General features: G+C 63.5%; 21 protein-coding genes. 10 read left to right on the top strand and 11 right to left on the bottom strand.

Features of this window, described 5'->3' with window-relative positions; genetic code table 11:
- Positions 1-750: a tRNA pseudouridine(38-40) synthase TruA gene (gene truA / locus LB577_RS09280; RefSeq protein ID WP_224686471.1), complete on the top strand. Its 750-nt coding sequence runs from the start codon at positions 1-3 to the stop codon at positions 748-750.
- Here truA and LB577_RS09275 read toward each other — a convergent pair.
- Together LB577_RS09275 and dapE are read right to left on the bottom strand one after the other, a co-directional pair.
- Positions 738-1,370, bottom strand: a complete 633-nt coding sequence (locus tag LB577_RS09275) for a transporter (RefSeq protein WP_224686470.1) — start codon at positions 1,368-1,370, stop codon at positions 738-740. The genes truA and LB577_RS09275 overlap by 13 nt on opposite strands.
- 5 nt (positions 1,371-1,375) lie before the next feature.
- Entirely contained in the window at positions 1,376-2,569 is a 1,194-nt protein-coding gene (dapE, locus tag LB577_RS09270) for a succinyl-diaminopimelate desuccinylase (RefSeq protein ID WP_224686497.1), read from the bottom strand.
- A 127-nt stretch (positions 2,570-2,696) separates the two neighbouring features.
- On the opposite strand from dapE, the gene LB577_RS09265 reads away from it, so the two are divergent.
- Positions 2,697-3,764 carry a 2-dehydropantoate 2-reductase gene (locus tag LB577_RS09265; protein ID WP_224686469.1) on the top strand — a complete coding sequence of 356 codons (1,068 nt, stop codon included), beginning with the start codon at positions 2,697-2,699 and terminating at the stop codon, positions 3,762-3,764.
- On the opposite strand, the gene LB577_RS09260 is transcribed toward LB577_RS09265, so the two are convergent.
- The 4 genes from LB577_RS09260 to dapD all read right to left on the bottom strand — a co-directional run bounded on the left by LB577_RS09260 (position 3,667) and on the right by dapD (position 6,104).
- Positions 3,667-4,440 (bottom strand): hypothetical protein, encoded by a 774-nt coding sequence (locus LB577_RS09260; protein WP_224686468.1) that lies wholly within the window; start codon positions 4,438-4,440, stop codon positions 3,667-3,669. The two genes, LB577_RS09265 and LB577_RS09260, sit on opposite strands and share 98 nt — an antisense overlap.
- 13 nt (positions 4,441-4,453) lie before the next feature.
- Entirely contained in the window at positions 4,454-4,831 is a 378-nt protein-coding gene (locus LB577_RS09255; RefSeq protein ID WP_023765463.1) for a DUF805 domain-containing protein, read from the bottom strand.
- A complete protein-coding gene (locus LB577_RS09250; protein ID WP_224686467.1) occupies positions 4,824-5,177 on the bottom strand; it encodes a DUF805 domain-containing protein in 354 nt (117 codons plus the stop codon). Before LB577_RS09250 ends, LB577_RS09255 begins: the two co-directional genes overlap by 8 nt.
- A gap of 72 nt (positions 5,178-5,249) precedes the next feature.
- On the bottom strand, positions 5,250-6,104 hold the full coding sequence (dapD, locus tag LB577_RS09245) for a 2,3,4,5-tetrahydropyridine-2,6-dicarboxylate N-succinyltransferase (RefSeq protein ID WP_224686466.1): 855 nt from the start codon (positions 6,102-6,104) through the stop codon (positions 5,250-5,252).
- A gap of 224 nt (positions 6,105-6,328) precedes the next feature.
- Between dapD and LB577_RS09240 the strand changes: the two genes are divergently transcribed.
- On the top strand, positions 6,329-7,174 hold the full coding sequence (locus tag LB577_RS09240; RefSeq protein ID WP_023777826.1) for an LOG family protein: 846 nt from the start codon (positions 6,329-6,331) through the stop codon (positions 7,172-7,174).
- A gap of 115 nt (positions 7,175-7,289) precedes the next feature.
- On the opposite strand, the gene LB577_RS09235 is transcribed toward LB577_RS09240, so the two are convergent.
- Positions 7,290-8,009, bottom strand: a complete 720-nt coding sequence (locus LB577_RS09235; RefSeq protein WP_224686465.1) for a pyrimidine 5'-nucleotidase — start codon at positions 8,007-8,009, stop codon at positions 7,290-7,292.
- Between the two features lie 161 nt (positions 8,010-8,170).
- Here LB577_RS09235 and LB577_RS09230 point away from each other — a divergent pair, with 161 nt between their 5' ends.
- The 3 genes from LB577_RS09230 to LB577_RS09220 all read left to right on the top strand — a co-directional run bounded on the left by LB577_RS09230 (position 8,171) and on the right by LB577_RS09220 (position 10,776).
- Entirely contained in the window at positions 8,171-8,932 is a 762-nt protein-coding gene (locus tag LB577_RS09230) for a GGDEF domain-containing protein (RefSeq protein WP_023765460.1), read from the top strand.
- 213 nt (positions 8,933-9,145) lie between these two features.
- Positions 9,146-9,340 carry a hypothetical protein gene (locus LB577_RS09225; protein WP_224686464.1) on the top strand — a complete coding sequence of 65 codons (195 nt, stop codon included), beginning with the start codon at positions 9,146-9,148 and terminating at the stop codon, positions 9,338-9,340.
- Positions 9,337-10,776: a GMC oxidoreductase gene (locus LB577_RS09220; RefSeq protein ID WP_224686463.1), complete on the top strand. Its 1,440-nt coding sequence runs from the start codon at positions 9,337-9,339 to the stop codon at positions 10,774-10,776. Before LB577_RS09225 ends, LB577_RS09220 begins: the two co-directional genes overlap by 4 nt.
- Before the next feature lie 219 nt (positions 10,777-10,995).
- Here LB577_RS09220 and LB577_RS09215 read toward each other — a convergent pair whose 3' ends face one another.
- The gene (locus LB577_RS09215; protein WP_013891865.1) at positions 10,996-11,628 is read right to left on the bottom strand and encodes a TetR/AcrR family transcriptional regulator; all 633 of its coding nucleotides are present in this window, start codon (positions 11,626-11,628) and stop codon (positions 10,996-10,998) included.
- A gap of 101 nt (positions 11,629-11,729) precedes the next feature.
- Here LB577_RS09215 and LB577_RS09210 point away from each other — a divergent pair, with 101 nt between their 5' ends.
- Positions 11,730-12,134: a VOC family protein gene (locus LB577_RS09210; protein ID WP_140575282.1), complete on the top strand. Its 405-nt coding sequence runs from the start codon at positions 11,730-11,732 to the stop codon at positions 12,132-12,134.
- Positions 12,135-12,215: 81 nt separating this feature from the next.
- On the opposite strand, the gene phhA is transcribed toward LB577_RS09210, so the two are convergent.
- Positions 12,216-13,052 carry a phenylalanine 4-monooxygenase gene (gene phhA / locus LB577_RS09205; protein WP_224686462.1) on the bottom strand — a complete coding sequence of 279 codons (837 nt, stop codon included), beginning with the start codon at positions 13,050-13,052 and terminating at the stop codon, positions 12,216-12,218.
- Between the two features lie 138 nt (positions 13,053-13,190).
- Here phhA and LB577_RS09200 point away from each other — a divergent pair, with 138 nt between their 5' ends.
- The 3 genes from LB577_RS09200 (at position 13,191) to LB577_RS09190 (ending at position 15,887) form a co-directional block, all read left to right on the top strand.
- Positions 13,191-13,667 carry an Lrp/AsnC family transcriptional regulator gene (locus tag LB577_RS09200; protein ID WP_224686461.1) on the top strand — a complete coding sequence of 159 codons (477 nt, stop codon included), beginning with the start codon at positions 13,191-13,193 and terminating at the stop codon, positions 13,665-13,667.
- Positions 13,668-13,783: 116 nt separating this feature from the next.
- Complete coding sequence (bchE, locus tag LB577_RS09195; protein ID WP_224686460.1) at positions 13,784-15,331, top strand: magnesium-protoporphyrin IX monomethyl ester anaerobic oxidative cyclase; 1,548 nt, start codon at positions 13,784-13,786, stop codon at positions 15,329-15,331.
- A complete protein-coding gene (locus LB577_RS09190) occupies positions 15,273-15,887 on the top strand; it encodes a RidA family protein (protein ID WP_224686459.1) in 615 nt (204 codons plus the stop codon). Before bchE ends, LB577_RS09190 begins: the two co-directional genes overlap by 59 nt.
- 48 nt (positions 15,888-15,935) lie before the next feature.
- Here LB577_RS09190 and argB read toward each other — a convergent pair whose 3' ends face one another.
- On the bottom strand, positions 15,936-16,829 hold the full coding sequence (gene argB / locus LB577_RS09185; protein ID WP_224686458.1) for an acetylglutamate kinase: 894 nt from the start codon (positions 16,827-16,829) through the stop codon (positions 15,936-15,938).
- 146 nt (positions 16,830-16,975) lie between these two features.
- Positions 16,976-18,475 (bottom strand): amidase, encoded by a 1,500-nt coding sequence (locus tag LB577_RS09180; protein WP_224686457.1) that lies wholly within the window; start codon positions 18,473-18,475, stop codon positions 16,976-16,978.
- Positions 18,476-18,595: the final 120 nt, after the last annotated feature.

Raw genomic sequence — 18,595 nt, 5'->3', positions numbered from 1 at the left:
ATGCCGCGTTTTCGCCTCGACATCGAATATGACGGCAGCCTTTTCGCCGGCTGGCAGCACCAGGCCGACCAGCCTTCGGTGCAGCAGGCGATCGAAGAGGCGATCGAAAAGTTCTGCGGCGAGGCGGTGCGACTGCGCGCCGCCGGCCGCACCGATGCGGGCGTGCATGCGACCGCCCAGGTGGCGCATGTCGATCTCGCCAAGGCATGGCTTGGCGACAAGGTGCGCGATGCCGTCAACGCCCATCTGCAGGCGGCGGGCGCACGCGTTGTCATCCTCAAGGCGGACGTCGTCCCCGACGATTTCGACGCCCGCTTCTCGGCTACCGGCCGCCACTATCTCTACCGCATCCTCAACCGGCGCGCGCCCTCGGCTCTGGAAAAGGGCAAGGTCTGGTGGGTGCCGAAGCGGCTCGACGCCGACGTCATGCACGAAGCGGCGAAGATCTTGCTCGGGCGGCACGACTTCACCACCTTCCGCTCGACGCAGTGCCAGGCCAACAGCCCGGTCCGGACGCTGGAGCGGCTCGACGTGAGCAGACAGGGCGACATGATCGAGGTGCGGGCTTCAGCACGCTCCTTCCTGCACAACCAGGTGCGCTCCATGGTCGGTTCGCTCAAGCGCGTCGGCGACGGCAGCTGGAGCGCCAGCGACCTCAAAGCGGCGCTCGAAGCGCGCGACCGCGCCGCCTGCGGCCAGGTGGCGCCGCCCGACGGGCTTTTCCTCATTGGCGTCGATTATCCCGAATAGAACCCGGAAAGGCTCTGAGCCCCAACATCGTCCGGCACGGCGATGCCGAGCAGCATCTGCAGCCCGAACAGCACCAGCAGCGACGCGATGAACATGCCGACGAAGACGGCGGTGCCGACCGCCGCTCCCTTGCCGATCGTGGCGTTCGTCATGCGCCAGGTCAGCACCATCGACAGGGCAAACAACAGCAGCGATACGAGGCTCGAGACCTGGCTTGCCGACGACAGGAAGAGCCTGGTCAGCGCCGACGGCAGCATCAGCCAGGCGGTGATCGCCGAGGCCCAGTTGCTGGCAACGACATAGTGGACGAAACGGCCACCGATACCAGCGCGGGGTGCGATCAGGGCGAGCGCGACCAGCGGCAGCACCCAGGAGCCGATATCGACGGTCGCCAGCCGCAGCAGCATGCTGAAGCGACCCGCGAAGGCATCGGGATTGCCGATCTCGTTGGCGATGCCGACCCAGCCGACGATCAGCGCCGGCGCCGCAACGATGATGGCGAAGAACGAGTTCCAGAACCCGTCGGCCGACAGGTCGAGCAGGCGCAGGCCGTCGACCTTGCCGAGCATCAGCCGCCAGGCGCCGATCAGCGAAGCTTGGGTTTCGTCCGCGGAAAGCATGCCGTTCAGCCCTGCCCGAACCAGTCTTCGATGAAGCGCTGGTAGATTCGCGTCAGTGTTTCGAGATCGGCAATGGCGACGCGCTCATCGACCATGTGCATGGTCTTGCCGACCAGGCCGAACTCGACCACCGGACAATAATCCTTGATGAAGCGCGCATCCGACGTGCCGCCCGAGGTCGACAGCGTCGGCTCCTTGCCGACAGCCGACTTGATCGAGCCGGCAAGCGTTTCGACCAGGCGGTCGTCGCGGGTCAGGAAAACGTGGCTCGGTCGGTCGCGCCAGACGAGATCGTAATCGACCGGCGTCTTCTTGCCCGGCCGATATTTCTTGCGGCCGGCCGCCTGGTCGAGGCGGTTGTGGATTTCGGCCTGAAGGGTTTCGGCCGTCCAGGTGTCGTTGAAGCGGATGTTGAAGACAGCGACCGCCTTCGCCGGGATGACGTTGGTGGCCGGGTTGCCGACATCGATTGAGGTGATCTCCAGATTGGTCGGCTGGAAATCCTTGGTCCCCTTGTCGAAGACGGGATGCAGCAAGGCGTCGACCAGGCTCATCAGCCCGCGCACCGGATTGTCGGCAAGCTGCGGATAGGCGGCATGGCCCTGGCGGCCGTTGACGGTGACGGCGCCCGACATCGAGCCGCGCCGGCCGATCTTGATCATGTCGCCGAGCACATCCGGGTTGGTCGGCTCGCCGACGATCGAGGCATCCCACTTCTCGCCCCGGGACGCCGCCCATTCGAGCAGCTTGACCGTGCCGTTGATGGCGGGTCCTTCCTCGTCACCGGTGATCAGCAGCGAGACCGAGCCTTTCGGGCCGCCATTTGCCTCGACATGGCGCGCCACGGCGGCGATGAAACAGGCAATGCCGCCCTTCATGTCGACGGCGCCACGTCCATACATCTCGCCATTGGCGATTTCGGCGGCGAAAGGCGGATGCGTCCAGGCGGCTTCGTCGCCGACCGGCACGACATCGGTATGACCGGCAAACATCAGATGCGGGCCGTTGCCGGAGCGCCTTGCATAGAGGTTCTCGATGTCGGGCGTGCCATCCTCGGAAAACACCGGCCGCTCGACCAGGAAGCCGAGCGGTTTCAGCATCGTTTCCAGCGCGCCGAGCGCGCCGCCTTCGGCTGGTGTCACCGAAGCGCAACGGATAAGGGTGGCGAGGTTTGCGGCGGGGTCGGTCGGCAGCGTCATGGCAAAACCGATAGTCGAAAGCACGGGGCCTGTCACGGCCAGACATAAGGGGCAGCCCAATGGCCTGACAAAGCGCCGACATTATGGTTTTCATGTCGTATAGTCGGTGCCGCGTCGGAACGACAGAATGACCAATGGCGGGAAGAAGATCGTCATTGCCGGTGCCGGCAGCATCGGCTGCTACGCCGGCGGCTGCCTGGCTCTTGCCGGACGCCAGGTGATCCTGCTGGCCCGGCCGCGCATAGAGGCGGTGCTGCGCCAGGGCGGATTGCGCGTCAGCGATCTCGAAGGCCGTGATCGCCTGGTCAAGCCGGATGCGCTCGAGGTCACCGTGGACCCGGCCACCACCTTGCGGCAAGCCGACGTTATCCTGGTGACGGTCAAGAGCGGCGCGACGCAGGAGATGGCCGCCCTCATCAAGGCCCATGCCCGCCCCGATGCCGTCGTGATCAGCCTGCAGAACGGCGTCGACAATGCCGACAGGCTGCGTGCCGGGCTTGATCAACAAACAGGACTTGAGCAACAAACGGTGCTGGCCGGCATGGTGCCGTTCAATGTGGTGCAATCGCCGGACGGCGAATTGCCGCTGCGCGTGCATCGCGCCAGCGACGGCAAGGTGATGATCGAGGACGGTCTTGCCGGCCTCCTCGATGTCGCCAGGTTTTTGAATGTCGAAGGGCTGGCGGTCGAAACCCATGGCGACATGAAGGCGGTGCTGTGGGGTAAGCTTCTGATGAACCTGAACAACGCACTGGTGGCGCTTTCGGACCTGCCGCTGGCGCGCGAACTCGCCGATCGCCGCTGGCGGCTGATCCTGGCCGGCCAGATCGACGAAGCGCTGCGGGCGATGAAAGCCTCAGGCATCGAGCCGGCACGTATCGCCGGCTTGCGGCCGGCGCTGCTGCCGAAGCTGCTCAGGCTGCCGGACTGGGTGTTCAGGCTTTTGGCTCGGCGCATGCTGGCGATCGACCCCGAAGCCCGCTCGTCGATGTGGGACGATCTGCGGCGCGGCCGGCCGACGGAGATCGGCGAGCTGCAAGGGGCGGTGCTCGGCCTCGCCGAAAGAACGGGCACGCCGGCGCCGCTCTTGAAAAGCGTTACCGCTTTGGTGCGCGCGTCCGAAGCGGCGCGGCTTGGGTCGCCGGGCCTGACGCCGGAACAGGTTCTGCCGCCGGGTGGCCCTCGATCAGCGTGATCTTCTGCCAGATCTTGCGTGACAGGTTGGAGCTCAGATTCTCGATGTCGTTTACGCCGTCGATGACGACGTCGTCATTGACCGACTGGGCGAACAGCGCGGCGATCTTGCCGGTGATCGACAGCATTTCCGAGCAATAATCGAGATAACGCGCCAGATCCGCGGCATTGGTGATGCGGGCTGGCGAGTGCAGGGTCGGCTTGAAATTGGCCGACAGCGCCGCCGGATCCTTGGTCAGCTGATGCATGTCGATGACGTGGATCAGCGAGCGCAGACCGTGCAGCTGGCGAAACACCTGCTTGCGCTTGATGCGTTCCTCGGTGCGGATCAGGGCCAGGAAGCCGAGCACGGCGAGGATCATCATGTTGATCGTGGCTTCGATGCCTTGCACCGACTGCACCGCGTCGTCGGCCTGGGAAATGTGAATGAGCGGCAGGATGGTGCCGACGAACAGGAAGACCAGCGCGCCGGCGACGACGGCGGCGACGATGATGCCGCGCAGCCACCAGATCGGCGCCTCGAGCGCCTTGGCGGCCTTTGCCAGGTCGCGCGACAACGACACCAGTTCGGCGGCCACGCCGCGCAGTCCCGCATCGGGGAAACGGTCGGCGATGCGGCCCTCCAGCCGCTCGGCGGTCTCGACGATCAGTTTCGGATCAAGCGTACGGTAGCGCATGCCCGATCGATCCTCAGGGTTGTTCCGGCTCGTTGGTGCGCCGGCCGTAGCGGTTGGGTCCAGGCTGCCCTGGAAACAGGCACAACACAAGGAAGGCGACGATCGAGACGACCGGTACGAACAGGATCAGCGCGGCAATGCCCGGCTTGTCGAGGTCGTGCAGCCGCTTCACCGCCAGCACTATGTTCGACCACAGCGAGGCGATGAAGGCGACGAAGAAGATGAACGACCACATGTTGCTCTCGGCCGAGCCTTCCGGCACCAGCGTGAAGCGGTACAGTGGAAACGCCTGGATGATGGCGACGAGCAGACCGCCAAGAAAATAGGCCGCGCGGCTGACGCGGCCCGATGTCTTGAAGAAAAGCCAGGTAAGATTTGAACTGTCAGGCAAGCGGGTCCGGTCCGTATTGATTGGCACCCTTGGTGCCTTCGAGAATGCCGCACTCTACCAGGAACCAGATCGCGCCGATGAACGGCACCAGGATGATCAGGCTCCACCAACCCGACTTGCCCCGATCGTGCCAGCGTTTGGCGTAGAAGGCGAAGACCGAATAGAGCATGGCAAGCGAGTAGAGCAAATAGATAAAGCCGTAAGGCATCTGGTTGAACGTCGTGCCCAGTATGTTGTCGAGGATCATCGCGATTACCGCGCCGACGAAAACGACGCCGACGCTGGCCCAGAACTTCGCGCGGTTGATGCGACCCTCATAGCTGGTCAGCAAATATTTCCAGTCCATGTCACCCCTCCATCTTGAACCAGCGCGACCGATTGCCGCGCCGGCGGAAGGTGCGCCCACCCGGCGGAAAGATCAATCGCGCAACAACTCGTTGATCGAGGTCTTGGACCGGGTCTTGGCGTCGACACGCTTGACGATGACGGCGCAGTAGAGGCTGGGGCCGGGCTCGTTGTTCGGCAACGGCTTGCCGGGCATCGAGCCGGCGACGACGACGGAATTTGGCGGCACCTCGCCATAGAAGACCTCGCCGGTGGCGCGGTCGACGATCTTGGTCGACTGGCCGATGAAGACGCCCATGCCGAGCACCGAGCCTTCGCGCACGATGCAGCCCTCGACGACTTCCGAGCGCGCGCCGATAAAGCAATTGTCCTCGATGATGGTGGGACCGGCCTGCATCGGCTCCAGCACGCCGCCGATGCCGACGCCGCCGGAAAGATGCACGTTCTTGCCGATCTGGGCGCAGGAGCCGACGCCGACCCAGGTATCGACCATGGTGCCGGTATCGATATAGGCGCCGACATTGACGAAGGACGGCATCAGCACCGCGCCCGGGGCGACATAGGCGGAGCGGCGCACGATCGATCCCGGCACGGCGCGGAAGCCCGCCTTCTCGAAGTCGACGGCGCTCCAACCGTCGAACTTGGACGCCACCTTGTCCCACCACACGGCCTGGCCGGAGCCGCCCTTGATGATCTCCATCGGGTTGAGCCGGAAGGAGAGCAGCACGGCCTTCTTCAGCCACTGGTTGACGTGCCACTTGCCGTCGTCCTGCCGCTCGGCGACGCGCACCGTGCCGCGATCGAGCAGGTCGAGCGCCGACTGGATGGCATCGCGCGTCTCGCCACGGGTCGCGGTCGAAATCGTGTCGCGCTCCTCGAAGGCCTTCTCGATGGTCTTTTCGAGGCTCGCCAGATCGGGCTTCGACATGATTTCGCTCCATTACCAAGCTGTTAAGGGCCTGAGCCTTAACCTGTTTAAAAGTCGCGCGGACCTCTGGCAGGCTTTGCCTGCGTCGGTCTTTGCATGTGGCAGGTTCTTGTCGCAAAACCGCAGGACACTTTTGCGGAACCTGCTTATGTTAAGGCTGTATGAGGGTCAATCGCGTGTGCGTCACGGGACGGCGCAGTTAAGGGAATTGGACGGTGGATTCGATGACTCCCATGGAAAAGGCGGGATGGACCCCGCTGCCGCATTCGGACGAGGATCTGGAGCGGTCGAAAAGCGTGCCGGACACGCCGCAGACGCGGGCAGAGACTTACCGGCTGGCATGGAACGATCCCGAGTTCATGACGCGGCGCGAATTGCGCGCGGTCCGGCTGCAGCTCGAACTCCTGAAACCGGAAATGATCCTGGCCGAGCGCGGTATCCATTCGACGGTGATCCTGTTCGGCGGCGCGCGCTTGCCCGAACCCGGCGGCGAAGCCTGGGCGGCCAAGAACGAGACGCAGAAGAAGAACCTCGAGGAAAACAGCAAATATTACGAGGAGGCGCGCAAGTTCGCCCGTCTCTGCTCGCAGCAGTCGGCGACTTCATACTACCGTGAATATGTCGTGGTGACTGGCGGCGGACCCGGCGTGATGGAGGCCGGCAACCGCGGCGCCGACGATGTCGGCGCGCCGTCGATCGGGCTCAACATCGTGCTGCCGCACGAGCAGGCGCCGAACGCCTATGTGACGCCGGAGCTGTGCTTCAACTTCCACTATTTCGCCATCCGCAAGATGCACTTCGTCATGCGCGCCAAGGCGGTGGCGGTGTTTCCCGGCGGCTTCGGCACGATGGACGAATTCTTCGAAACGCTGACCCTGATCCAGACCGGACGCATGGAACGCGTGCCGGTAATCCTGTTCGGCAAGTCGTTCTGGAAAAGGGCGATCGATCTCGACTTCCTCGCCGAACAGGGCACGATCAGCCCCGGGGATCAGGACATCATCGATTTCGTCGACACCGCCGACGAAGCGTGGGGGATTATCAGCCGGTTCTACAAGCTGGGGGAATAGGCAGGGGAACTGGGGAATTGAAGAACTGAGGAACTGAGGAACTGAGGAACTGAGGCTGAGGAAAAAGGGAGTCGGACCGTTCCCCAATTCCCCAATTCCTCAGTTCTTCAATTCCTCAGTTCTTCAATTCCTCTACCCCTTCCACAATCGCCGTGAGAAACGTCGCCAGATCGTCGGTGACGAAGTCGACGTCGTCCTCTTGCGCGGGGTCGCGCTCCCATATTTCGGAGAAGGTCGGCTCGAAATTGCGCGGCACCACCAGGACGGTGGTCATGCCCAGTGATTTCGGCACGGAAAGGTTGCGGGCAAGATCCTCGAACATCACCGCATTGTGGCCGGTGACGGCGTGCAGTTCGGCGAACTTCTCGTAGGTCTGGCGCGCCGGCTTGGGATTGAGGTCGGCCGCGATGATATCGAAGATGTCGTCGAAATGGTCGAGGATGCCGAGCTGGCGCGCGGTGCGCTCGGCGTGCCTGCGGTCGCCATTGGTGAAGATGAACTTGCGGCCGGGAAGCTGCCGGATGGCGGTGCCGAGAACGGGGTCGGGCACCAGCCACGAATAGTCGATGTCGTGGACCTTCTCGAGGAAATCGTCGGGGTCGATGGCGTGGCGCGTCATCAGCCCGTTCAGCGTCGTGCCATATTCGAGATAAAGCTCCTTCTGCAGCTTGCGTGCCTCATCGCGCGGCAGCGCCAGCAACTCGCCGACATAGGCGGTCATCTTGACGTCGATCTGCGAGAACAGATTCGAATGGTGCGGATAGAGCGTGTTGTCGAGATCGAACACCCAGTCGGTGACATGAGCGAAGCGAGCGGGATCGGGGAGCGTGGTCATGTGCCCCTTATGGCATGAAACGCGCATTCCGAAATGCACTTTATCCACAACTTCCGCGCGACCCGAGTAGCAAAAACAGGCTCACGATTCAAATTTTAGGCATCCGGGAAAGGTGGCATTCAGGGCTTGCTGGCACAGAGACAGTCCTGTGGGAGCCAGCGATGAACACCATAATTCTGAAGTCCGCCGCCATCGCTTTCGCCTCAGTCGCCATCTCTCTCCTGCTAACCCTGATCATCGTCCCGGCCATGGGATTTCCGATGAGCCGGACGATCTGGCTGACCTCGACTGTTTGTCCGCTGGTACTCGCCTGGGTTGCTTGTGCCAGCACCTTCTGGCAGAGCGACAGGCTGAAGAATGCGCATCGCGAACTTGCCCGGGCGCACGCCCAGCTGGCCGCCGCGCATCGCCGCCTGGCGGAAAAGGCAAGCCGCGACGACATGACCGGCATGCTCAACCGGGAGAGCTTCTTCGCCGCGCTGGATGGCTCCCGACGCAAGTCCGATCGCGGCGCGCTGCTGATCATCGACGCCGATCATTTCAAGAAGATCAACGACAGTTTCGGTCACTTGACCGGTGACGATGCGCTGCTGCTGATCGCCAGCGCGATCGAGCGCGGCGTGCGCCACGGCGACGTGCTCGGCCGCATCGGCGGCGAGGAGTTCGGCGCGTTCCTGGTCGGAGCCACCGAGCAGGAGGCCAAGCGTGTCGCCGAGCGCATTCGCCGCGAGGTCGAGCTGATTCGCTTCCGGCCCGTCGACGAGCGGACCATTCCGCTGACCGTCAGCATCGGCGGCACCGTCTGCGGCGAGGAAGCCAATGTATCGGAGCTGATGCGTGCCGCCGACCGGCGCCTCTATCAAGCCAAGCACGCGGGCCGCAACCTGTCGGTCCTCGATACGGATATCTCTGCCGCCGCATAAGCCGCCGGCGAATGGCCGGGAGACCGGGCCCATGGGCCACTCAAGCCAGCGCCGCCGTCAAGAGATTTCTAACTTTGTTTGCAGCCGGCCGCGCCATTATCCGGCTTGAAACGGCTTCACGGTTAGGTTTGGCACGAAACAAGCTTCTTCCCCGATGCATGTCCCGTTCCGGGAACGCCATGCGCAGCCGAGGCCCCCATCGAGAGACCAGTCATGAGTTTCTTCAAAGAAATGTCGCGCCGCACGATCATGCAGGCGCTGATCGCAATGCCAGCCCTGTCCCTGTTCCGCAAATCGCCTGACGCCGACGCGGCCCATACCGGCGCATCCCGGGTCGATGCACTGGCCGACCCGAGCGAAATCGTCGAGGTCAATGGCTGGATCCTGAAGCGGAGCGATCTGGCATGATCTTCGACAGTTACGAGGCGTATCGCGCCGCCAATTTCAGACCCAAGGTCTGCATCCTCGGTTCCGGCCCGGCTGGCACCACCATTGCCCGCAAGCTCGGTGCCGCCGGCATTCCAGTCGTGGTTTTGGAAGCCGGCGCGCGGGATTTCAGCGACGAATCCCAGGATTTCTACCGCGGCGCCACGGTCGGCGACTTCTATTTCGACCTCGACATCACCCGCCTGCGATTCATGGGCGGCAGCTCCAATCACTGGGCCGGATGGTGCCGTGTGCTCGACAAGCAGGATTTCGAGCCGAAGGCCTGGGCACCCGACACCGGCTGGCCAATCCGCCGCGCCGACATCGAGCCCTACCTGAATGAGGTGCATGACATCCTCGACCTACCCGATTTCCGGCCGGATGTGCCGATATCGGACGACATTCGCTGGGTGCAGCTGATCAAGAGCCCGGCGGTGCGTTTCGCCGAGAAATTCGGCCACGAACTCGACAAGAGCGGGAACATCGCCGTCGTGCTCAACACCTATGCCACCGAACTTGCCGGCGACGGCAAACGGGTGACCGGCGCCAGACTGTGGTCCGACGGCCAGGATGCCGGAACGTTCAATGCCGACTATTTCATCGTCTGCACTGGCGGGCTGGAGAATTCGCGGCTGCTTTTGTGGTCGAACCGGCGCTCGAACGGCGGCGTCGTGCCGAATGCGGCGGCGCTTGGCCGCTACTGGATGGAGCACCCGACCTTCGAGGGCGGCAATGCCATCCTGGCCGACTACGGCGCGTTCGAGGTCGATGCCGTCAACGAGGCCTTCTTCTCGCCGACGCTCGCCGCGATGGAGCGCCTGCAGATCATGAATTTCGGTATCCGGCTGATCGAGACGCCGTATCCGGGGGTCAAGAGCCTGATCGCCGATCTCGCCTGCACGGCGCCCAACATGGCCGAGTGGATGTCCTCCAAGCTGAGCCAGAATCTGCGCTGCGCGGCCCAGCTCTATGTCGCCTGGGAACAGGCGCCGCGGGCCTCCAACCAGATCGAACTGTCGAAGACCGATGTCGACCACGCCGGCGTGCCGCGCATCGAACTGCACTGGAAGAAATCGGACCTGGAACGCCGTACCCTTCTCGAAGGGCTCAGGCTGTTCGGCACGACGCTGATCGAGAAGAATCTCGGCCGAGTGCGCATCGCCGACTGGATCGCCAACGGCCAGGACTACCCGACCAACGACGAGACCGCAGGACACCACCATATGGGCGGCACGCGCATGGGCACCGACGTCACCAAAAGCGTGGTCGACGCCAACTGCAAGGTGCATGGCATGGACAATCTCTATGTCGGCGGCTCTTCGGTGTTCTGCACGTCGGGCCAAGCCAACCCCACAACGACGATCACCGCGCTGGCCTGCCGGCTGGGTGAACATCTGACCAAGGTGGTCAGCGTCTGAGTTCCTACGGTCCTCGGCCGGCGCCGATAATGGCGCCGGCAGACGCTTGATATCGGCTCAAAGGCCGGGGACGGCGATGCGCACCAGCACGGCGGCGGCAAGCGCCACGAGCAGGATGCCGAGGCCGATGGGAGAGCCCCAGCCATACCATTCCATCGCAAGCCGGGCGATAGAGGCTACGTGTTCGCGGCGTTACAGCGAACACCGGCAGGAGCCGGACTATTTCGGCTGGACTCCATAGGCGACAAGAAACGCCTCTACCGAGGCATCCGCGTGCCGTTCAAGTTCGGCCTTGGAGCGCGGATTGCTTCCCGTGAACATAGCTTCATTCATGGGAATCCAAAGAAGCATTCCAAACAAATGGCTGGCTGCCAGACGGGGATCACTGGTTTGCATCAGCCCTCGATCGGTGAGCTTTTGAAAGCAGGACGCCGTCGAGGCAAGCATGCGCTCAAAACCTTTTTCGTACCAGCTGCGGCCAAGCTGCGGCATTCGATCCGCGTTGGCGATGATCAGGCGCCGCAGCTTCAACAACTCTTCATCCAGGAGCATCGTTACCAAACGTCGAGCAAGCTGCTGCAGGCCGCCCTCCATGAATTTCGCCTCGGAAAGCAGTGTCGTCACGGACTCTATGACATCGTTGACCTGGGTAGCGGTTGATAGGACGACTTCGCCGAAAAGCGTCTCCTTGTCCGTGAAATGCTTGTAGATGGTCTGCTTGGAAGCTCCCGCCCTGGTGGCGATTTCCTCCATGCTGGTTCCATCATAGCCCTTGCCGATGAACGCCGCCGTGGCCGCCTGGATGATTTCACGATCCTTGCGTGCCGATCTGGTCTCACCTTCTATTTCCATGGCGCCCCTCAACCAGTACTAGACGGTACCGTTCCCGTATGATAGCTCTGAAACGGTACTGGACTGACTAGTACCCTGTCAACGAAGGCGAGCCTAGACCGATGACCAAGATGATCTTTCTTAATCTGCCGGTGCGCGACCTGCAGGCAGCGACCAACTTTTATCTCGCGATCGGGGGCACGCTTAATCCGCAGTTCTCGAACGACCAGGCCAGCTCGATCATGTTCTCAGACTCGATCGGTGTCATGTTGCTCACGCACCAGCATTACAGCCAGTTCACAGCGCGGCAGATCGGCGACCCCAAGCGTGACAGCCAGATGCTGATCGCGCTCACCACCGACAGCAGGGACGAGGTCAATGCCATAATCGAGAAGGGCGTGGCGGCAGGCGGCCGCGCCGATCCCAATCCAGCGCAGGATCTCGGTTTCATGTTCAACCGCCACATCGAAGACCCGGACGGAAATGTCTGGGAGTTCCTGTGGATGAACCCGTCTGCCATGCAATAGCCTGGCGAGATCAAAGCGCCCGAAGCGCGTTGCGTCGAAACGGATTCACGCAACGCGCCTCAAACACCGGAGCCGGATCCACTAGACTGTCGCCGGGTCGAGTGCTGGCTGGCCCTTGCGGCGCGCGACGATCGCCTCGAAATCGGCGGTCTGGAAGGCATCGCGCAGGGCGTCGAAGGACGGCAGCACGAAATAGGCGCGCTGGAACTTGTCGATCTCGTAGCCGGTGCGCATCACCGTTTCGAGGTCGAAGGGCACGTGATGGGCGTCCTTGCTCTCGACGGCGAACTGCAATTCGGTAAAGGACGACATCAGGCCGGCGCCAAAGGCCTTCAGCGGCTGGCCTGCCTCCTGCATCAAGCCGTATTCGGCCGTATACCAGTAGAGCCGGGTGATCATCTCGTCGCCGCCGAGCGCTATGATGTCGCCGGCCTTCTTGCCATACATCTGCATGAAGTCGGCGAACACCGGCTGCGACAGCACCGGCACGTGACCGAAGAAATCGTGGAACATGTCCGGCTCGACGATGTAGTCGAGCTCCTGCCTGCTGCGCAGCCAGTTGGTGACCGGGAAGCGGCGATTGGCGAGATGATCGAAGAAGGGGGCGGCCGGTATGAGCCCCGGCACGGCGACGATCTCCCAGCCGGTCAGCTTGCGCAGCTTGGCGCTGACGTCCTCGAAATCGGGGATGCGGTCGAGCAGGTGGAGCTTCTCGACACCGTCGAGATAGGAATGATGGGCGAGCTTGCGCGTCAGCTTGGTCTGGCGGTCACACAAAGTGCGCCACACGGCCTGTTCTTCGGCGCTGTAGTCATAACCCTGCGCCACGGTGAAATCGGCACGGCAGACCGAATAGTCGCCGCGCAACCCTTGCGCCGCGCAGTCGCGGGCATATTCGGCAACGCTCATCGTCGTCATGGTTTTTCTCCCTGCAAATCACGAATGGCAGACTGCCGGAAAGCTAACCGGATTCGGCGAGGCAAATCGGTTTTGATGATGGTTCGCTTGCAATATTCGGGATAACATTCACTCAAAATCCGTATTGGAGGAGTGAAAATGCCTCAGTTCGATGATTTCGAGATCAAGATGCTCGATGTCCTGCAGCGCGACGGCCGCAAGCCGGTGTCGGAGCTGGCGCAGGAGATCGGCCTTTCGACGACGCCGTGCGCGCGGCGCTTCGAGGCACTGCAGGATGTCGGCATCATCAAGGGCTTTGCGGCGGTGATCAGCCGCCGCGCGGTCGGCTTGATGGTCGAGGTTTTCATCCAGGTGCGCCTGGTCAGCCACAGCGACGGCTCGCCCGAAAGCTTCATTGCCGCGGTGCAGCGCATGGACGAAGTGTCATCGTGCTGGACGATGACCGGCGACCACGATTTCCTGCTGCATGTCATGGTGCCGTCGGTCGACGAGCTCAACGCCTTCGTCATGCATCGGCTTATGCGGCTCGACGGTGTGCGCGACGTGCACACCCAGCTGGTGCTGCAGAACATCAAGGGGCCCGGACACGTGCCGCTGGCGCACCTGAAGCGATGACATCGCCCGCCCTCCGCATTCCTGCGGAGAAGCTGCACGCAAACTGCTGAAACAGGCCAAGCCGGGGTCCACATCGCGGACCAGCATGCGCGGATCATCCCTCCAGGAGGTCGGCCATGAAAATCGTCCTGATCAATCCGCCGCACACCGCTATCGGCAGCCGCGTGCCGGACGATCATCTGCCGCCGCTTGGCCTGCTGGCGGTTGGCGGCCCGCTGATCGACGCCGGCCATGAGGTGCGGCTGGTCGATGCCGAATTCGGACCGCTGCCGCTCGACATTGTGGTGCGCAGCGCACTCGACGATCGACCGGACTTCGTCCTGATCGGCCATTCCGGCTCGACCTCGGCGCACCCGACCGCCCTTTTGATCGCCGGGATGATCAAGGCGCGCGAACCGGCGACCATCGTCATCTATGGCGGCGTCTTCCCGACCTATCACTGGCGCGACATCCTCGGGGCGACCGATGTCTTCGACTTCATCGTGCGCGGCGAGGGCGAGGCGACCGTCGTGGCGCTGGTCGAGGCGCTGGAAATGCACCAGCCGCCGGCAAGCGTCGCCGGTATCGCCTTTCGCGACGATCTGCGCCGGCCCTTCGCGACGCAACCGGCGATGACCATCATCGAGATCGACGCCTACCGCGTCGGCTGGGAGCTGATCGACCACAGCCGCTACAGCTACTGGGGCGGCAAGCGCGCCGTGGTCATGCAGTTTTCGCGCGGCTGCCCACATCTGTGCAACTATTGCGGCCAGCGCGGCTTCTGGACCCGCTGGCGGCACCGCGATCCCAAAAAGTTCGCGCAGGAAATCGCCTGGCTGCACCGCGAGCACGGCGTCAAACTGATCAATCTCGCCGACGAGAACCCGACCGTGTCGAAAAAGGCCTGGCGCGCCTTTCTCGACGCATTGATCGCCGAGAACGTGCCGGTGCTGATCGTCGGCTCGACGCGGGCCGACGACATCGTGCGCGACGCAGACATCCTGCATCTCTACCGCAAGGCCGGTGTCATCCGCTGGCTGCTCGGCATGGAGAACACCGACGAGCAGACGCTTCAATTGATCCGCAAGGGTGGCAGCACCTCATCCGACCGCGAGGCGATCCGGCTGCTGCGAAAGCATGGCATCCTGTCGATGGCGACCTGGGTGGCCGGTTTCGAGGATGAGGGGTTTCGCGACCTCTGGCGCGGCTTTCGCCAGCTCATCGCCTACGATCCCGACCAGATCCAGGCGCTCTATGTGACGCCGCATCGCTGGACGCCGTTCTTCAGGATTGCCCGCGACCGCAAGGTGATCCAGAGGGACGCCCGGCTGTGGGACTACAAGCACCAGGTGTTGCACATGACCCGGCTGAAGCCGTGGATGCTGTTCTTCTCGGTCAAGCTGATCGAACTCGCCGTGCAGTCGCGGCCAAAGGCGCTGGCGCGCATCCTGTTCCACCCGGATCCCGAGCAGCGGCATTCGATGCGCTGGTATACGCGGATGGGCCGCCGCGTCTGGTTCCGCGAAGTCTGGGGTTTTCTGGCGCGTGACATCAGGGTGAAAGACGGGCCGACGCTCGCCGAATTCTGGGGCGCGCCGCAGGATGCCGAAGAGGAATCGATGGTGTTTGCGCGCCAAGCCCGAAAACCGGCCGCGTCCGTCGTCGCGCAATCGCGCACCGCCTGAGCTTCCTACACGCGTAGCCGCCGCGAGGCTGTCACTGGCGGCCGGCGGGCAGTGCGCTAATTTTCTGCGAACCGTTGGTTACCGGCAGGAGGAAGCGATGAACCTTGTCACGCATAAGAAGATGAAAGGTGATCGGCTGATGCCTTGGGGGAAAGGCACTGTCGTGACGGGAGCCAAGGGGTTGGTCTTCCTTGCCGGAAATACCGGCACAGCCGAAAACTACGATCCGTCGAGCGGCAAGGGAGGCGCCGTGGGTGACGCTGCGACGCAGTGGCGCTCCATCCTGACGAACATCAAATCAGATTTGGAGGAGCTTGGCAGTTCGCTCGAGCATCTCGTCAAGATCACCCAGTACGTCAAGGGACCGTTTCCGGACGGCGGGGCCTTGAGCTCGCCAAATTTCCGGTTGGACGTGATGGATGAATTCTTTGCCGAGCATTGCCCAAAGCATTGCAGCTACAACAATCCGCCGCCATCGGAGGTGATCGGAGTGGTCGCACTTGCCCATCCCGATCTGGTCATCGAGATCGTGGCGGTGGCCGCCCTGCCTGACTAGTGCGTGCCGCCCAACCGCCTGCCGCCCAGGCGGCACAGCCGCGGACCGTCAGGGCACGATCAGCGTGCCGGCGCCGTGTTCCGTGAACAGCTCGAGCAGCACCGAATGCGGCGTCTTGCCGTTGAGGATGACGACGCCCTCGACGCCGCGTTCTATCGCTTCGATGCAGGTCTCGACCTTGGGGATCATGCCGCCCGAGACAGTGCCGTCCTTGATCAACGCCTTTGCCTCGGCGACCGTCAATTCGTCGATCAGCATCTTGTTCTTGTCGAGCACGCCGGGCACATCGGTCAGGAACAGCAGGCGCGTGGCCTTGCAGGCGCCGGCAATGGCGCCGGCGAAGGTATCGGCGTTGATGTTGTAGGTGTGGCCGTCGCGGCCGGGCGCCACCGGCGCCAGCACCGGGATCATTTCGGAGCGCGCCAGAAGATCGAGCAGCGTGCGGTCGACCTCGACCGGCTCGCCGACGAAGCCGAGATCGAGCACGCGCTCGATGTTGGAGTCCGGGTCGATCATGGTCTTGCGCGCCTTTTCGGCGAAGACCATGTTGCCGTCCTTGCCGCACAGGCCGATCGCCCATTCGCCCTCGGCATTGATCAGGGCGACGATCTCCTTGTTGATCGAGCCGGCGAGCACCATTTCGACGATCTCGACGGTCTTCTGGTCGGTGACCCGCAGGCCGCCCTCGAACTTGGATTCGATGCCCATCTTGGCCAGCATGGCGCCGATTTGCGGGCCGCCGCCGTGGACGACGATCGGATTGACCCCGGATTGTTTCAACAGCGCGATGTCGCGCGCGAAAGCCTTGCCGAGTTCGATATCGCCCATGGCGTGGCCGCCATATTTGACCACGACCGTCTTGTGCTCGTAGCGCTGCATGTAAGGCAGCGCCCGCGACAGCAGGGCTGCCTGCATTTCGGCGGTGGCGGTTATCTCCGTCATCGGCATGGTTTCCCTGGCTTTGATTCATGCATGTCGTTACCCCAAACCGCTGGGCACGTGGACCGTTAAGACCGGCGGCGTCTTAGCGGGAATTGGCTCTGCCCGCAAATGTCATTGTTGTCATATTCGCCGGGTTCACGGCCTCGTCATTGTGACGGCATCATCAGCGGCGCCCGCCGCTTCAGCCAGCCCGAAAGCTTCTCCATCTGCGCGGCGAAGGACAAAAGCGTTTCTTCGTCGCCAGGGCGGCCGGCCGCCTGGATGCCGAGCGGCAGGCCGGCATCGGTGACATGGACCGGCAGCGCAATCGATGGCTGGCCGCTGACATTGTGGATCGCCGGCCAGTGGGTGAACCACAGGCTCTTGTCCATCAGCTGGCCGAAGACGGACTCGACCTTAAGCAAGGGCGTGAGGTGAAGCTTGTCGAGCAGGTTCTCGACCAATTCATCGGCGCCTTTCGGATCCATGGCACCACAGGCAAGCGGCGGGTGGGCGATGACAGGCAACAGCACGGCGTCGAAGTGCGCGGTCTCCGTGATCAGTTGACGCGAGGCGGCGTGGAGCCGCTGCAGGGCGGCATAGGTCTCGCCGGCTGAAACCATCTCGCCCAGCCGGCCGAGCACCCGCGTGGCACGCTCGACGTCGCCGGTAACGGGACGGCCGACGCGCAGCGCTTCCGCCTGCAGCGTGCCGGCGACGGCGGAGGCAACCGTCCTGCAGAAGTCGGCGAAGAAATCGCGCCCGATGAAGGGCAGGTCAATGTCCTCGACGGTGTGGCCGCCCTCGCGGGCGAGCGCCACCGCGATGTCCAGCGCTTTCACCGTCTCGGCCGAAATCGGCAGGCCAAGCGGCGACTTGCGATAGACCGCCAGGCTGAGCTTGCCGGCATCGCGCGCGGCGGCAGCAGCGAATGTGCCCTTCGGCGGCAGTGCGGCGTAAGGCGACAGCGAGTCGGGACCGTGGGTGAGGTCGAGCAGCAGCGCGCAATCGCGCACCGAGCGGGTGACGGCATGGTCGACGACCATGCCGTACCAGCTTTCGCTCACCAGCGGCGTCAGCGGGATGCGGCCGCGCGAGGTCTTGAGGCCGACCAGCCCGGTGCAGGCGGACGGCACGCGGATCGAGCCGCCGCCATCCGAGGCATGCGCCACCGGCACGACGCCGGCTGCGACCAGCGCTGCCGCACCGCCGGACGAGCCGCCGGTGGTGTGTCCGGTGTTCCAGGGATTGCGAGTGATGCCGAAGGCCTTGGATTCGGTCATCAGCCGCAGCCCATGTTCCGGCGATGTCGAGGTGACGATCGGGACCAGTCCGGCGGCGAGGTAGCGCTCGGTCATCACCGAATTGACATCGGGCAGCCAGGCGGGAATGCGGCTGCCGCCATGCGACGGTACGCCCTTGATGGCGATGCCGAGATCCTTGATGGCAAAGGGCACGCCGGCCAGCGGCGGCGAACGGTCCATGGTTTTCGCCCGCGCCCGTGCGGCTTCATAGAGCGGCTCGGCCGTGGCATTGATTTCAGGCCTTGTGGCCTCGGCGCGTGCGATCGCCGCCTCGGTCAGCTCGATCGCGGACAGCTCGCCCTTGCGCACCAGGCCGGCAAGGCCGGTTGCGTCTTCTTCCCACAGGATCCGTTCGACCGACATGTGCGCCCCCCGTTGCCGCCAAGCTAGCCAGCGGCGATTCCCTTGGCAATCGAAGCCTGCGTCCGGACGCCGGAACTTTAGGTGCATCGAATATTTCCGTCGTTGCAAATACAACGCAAT

It is taken from the genome of Mesorhizobium sp. B283B1A, assembly GCF_020165735.1.
GTDB lineage: Bacteria > Pseudomonadota > Alphaproteobacteria > Rhizobiales > Rhizobiaceae > Mesorhizobium > Mesorhizobium opportunistum.
This window is presented reverse-complemented; position numbering and strand designations above follow the sequence as displayed.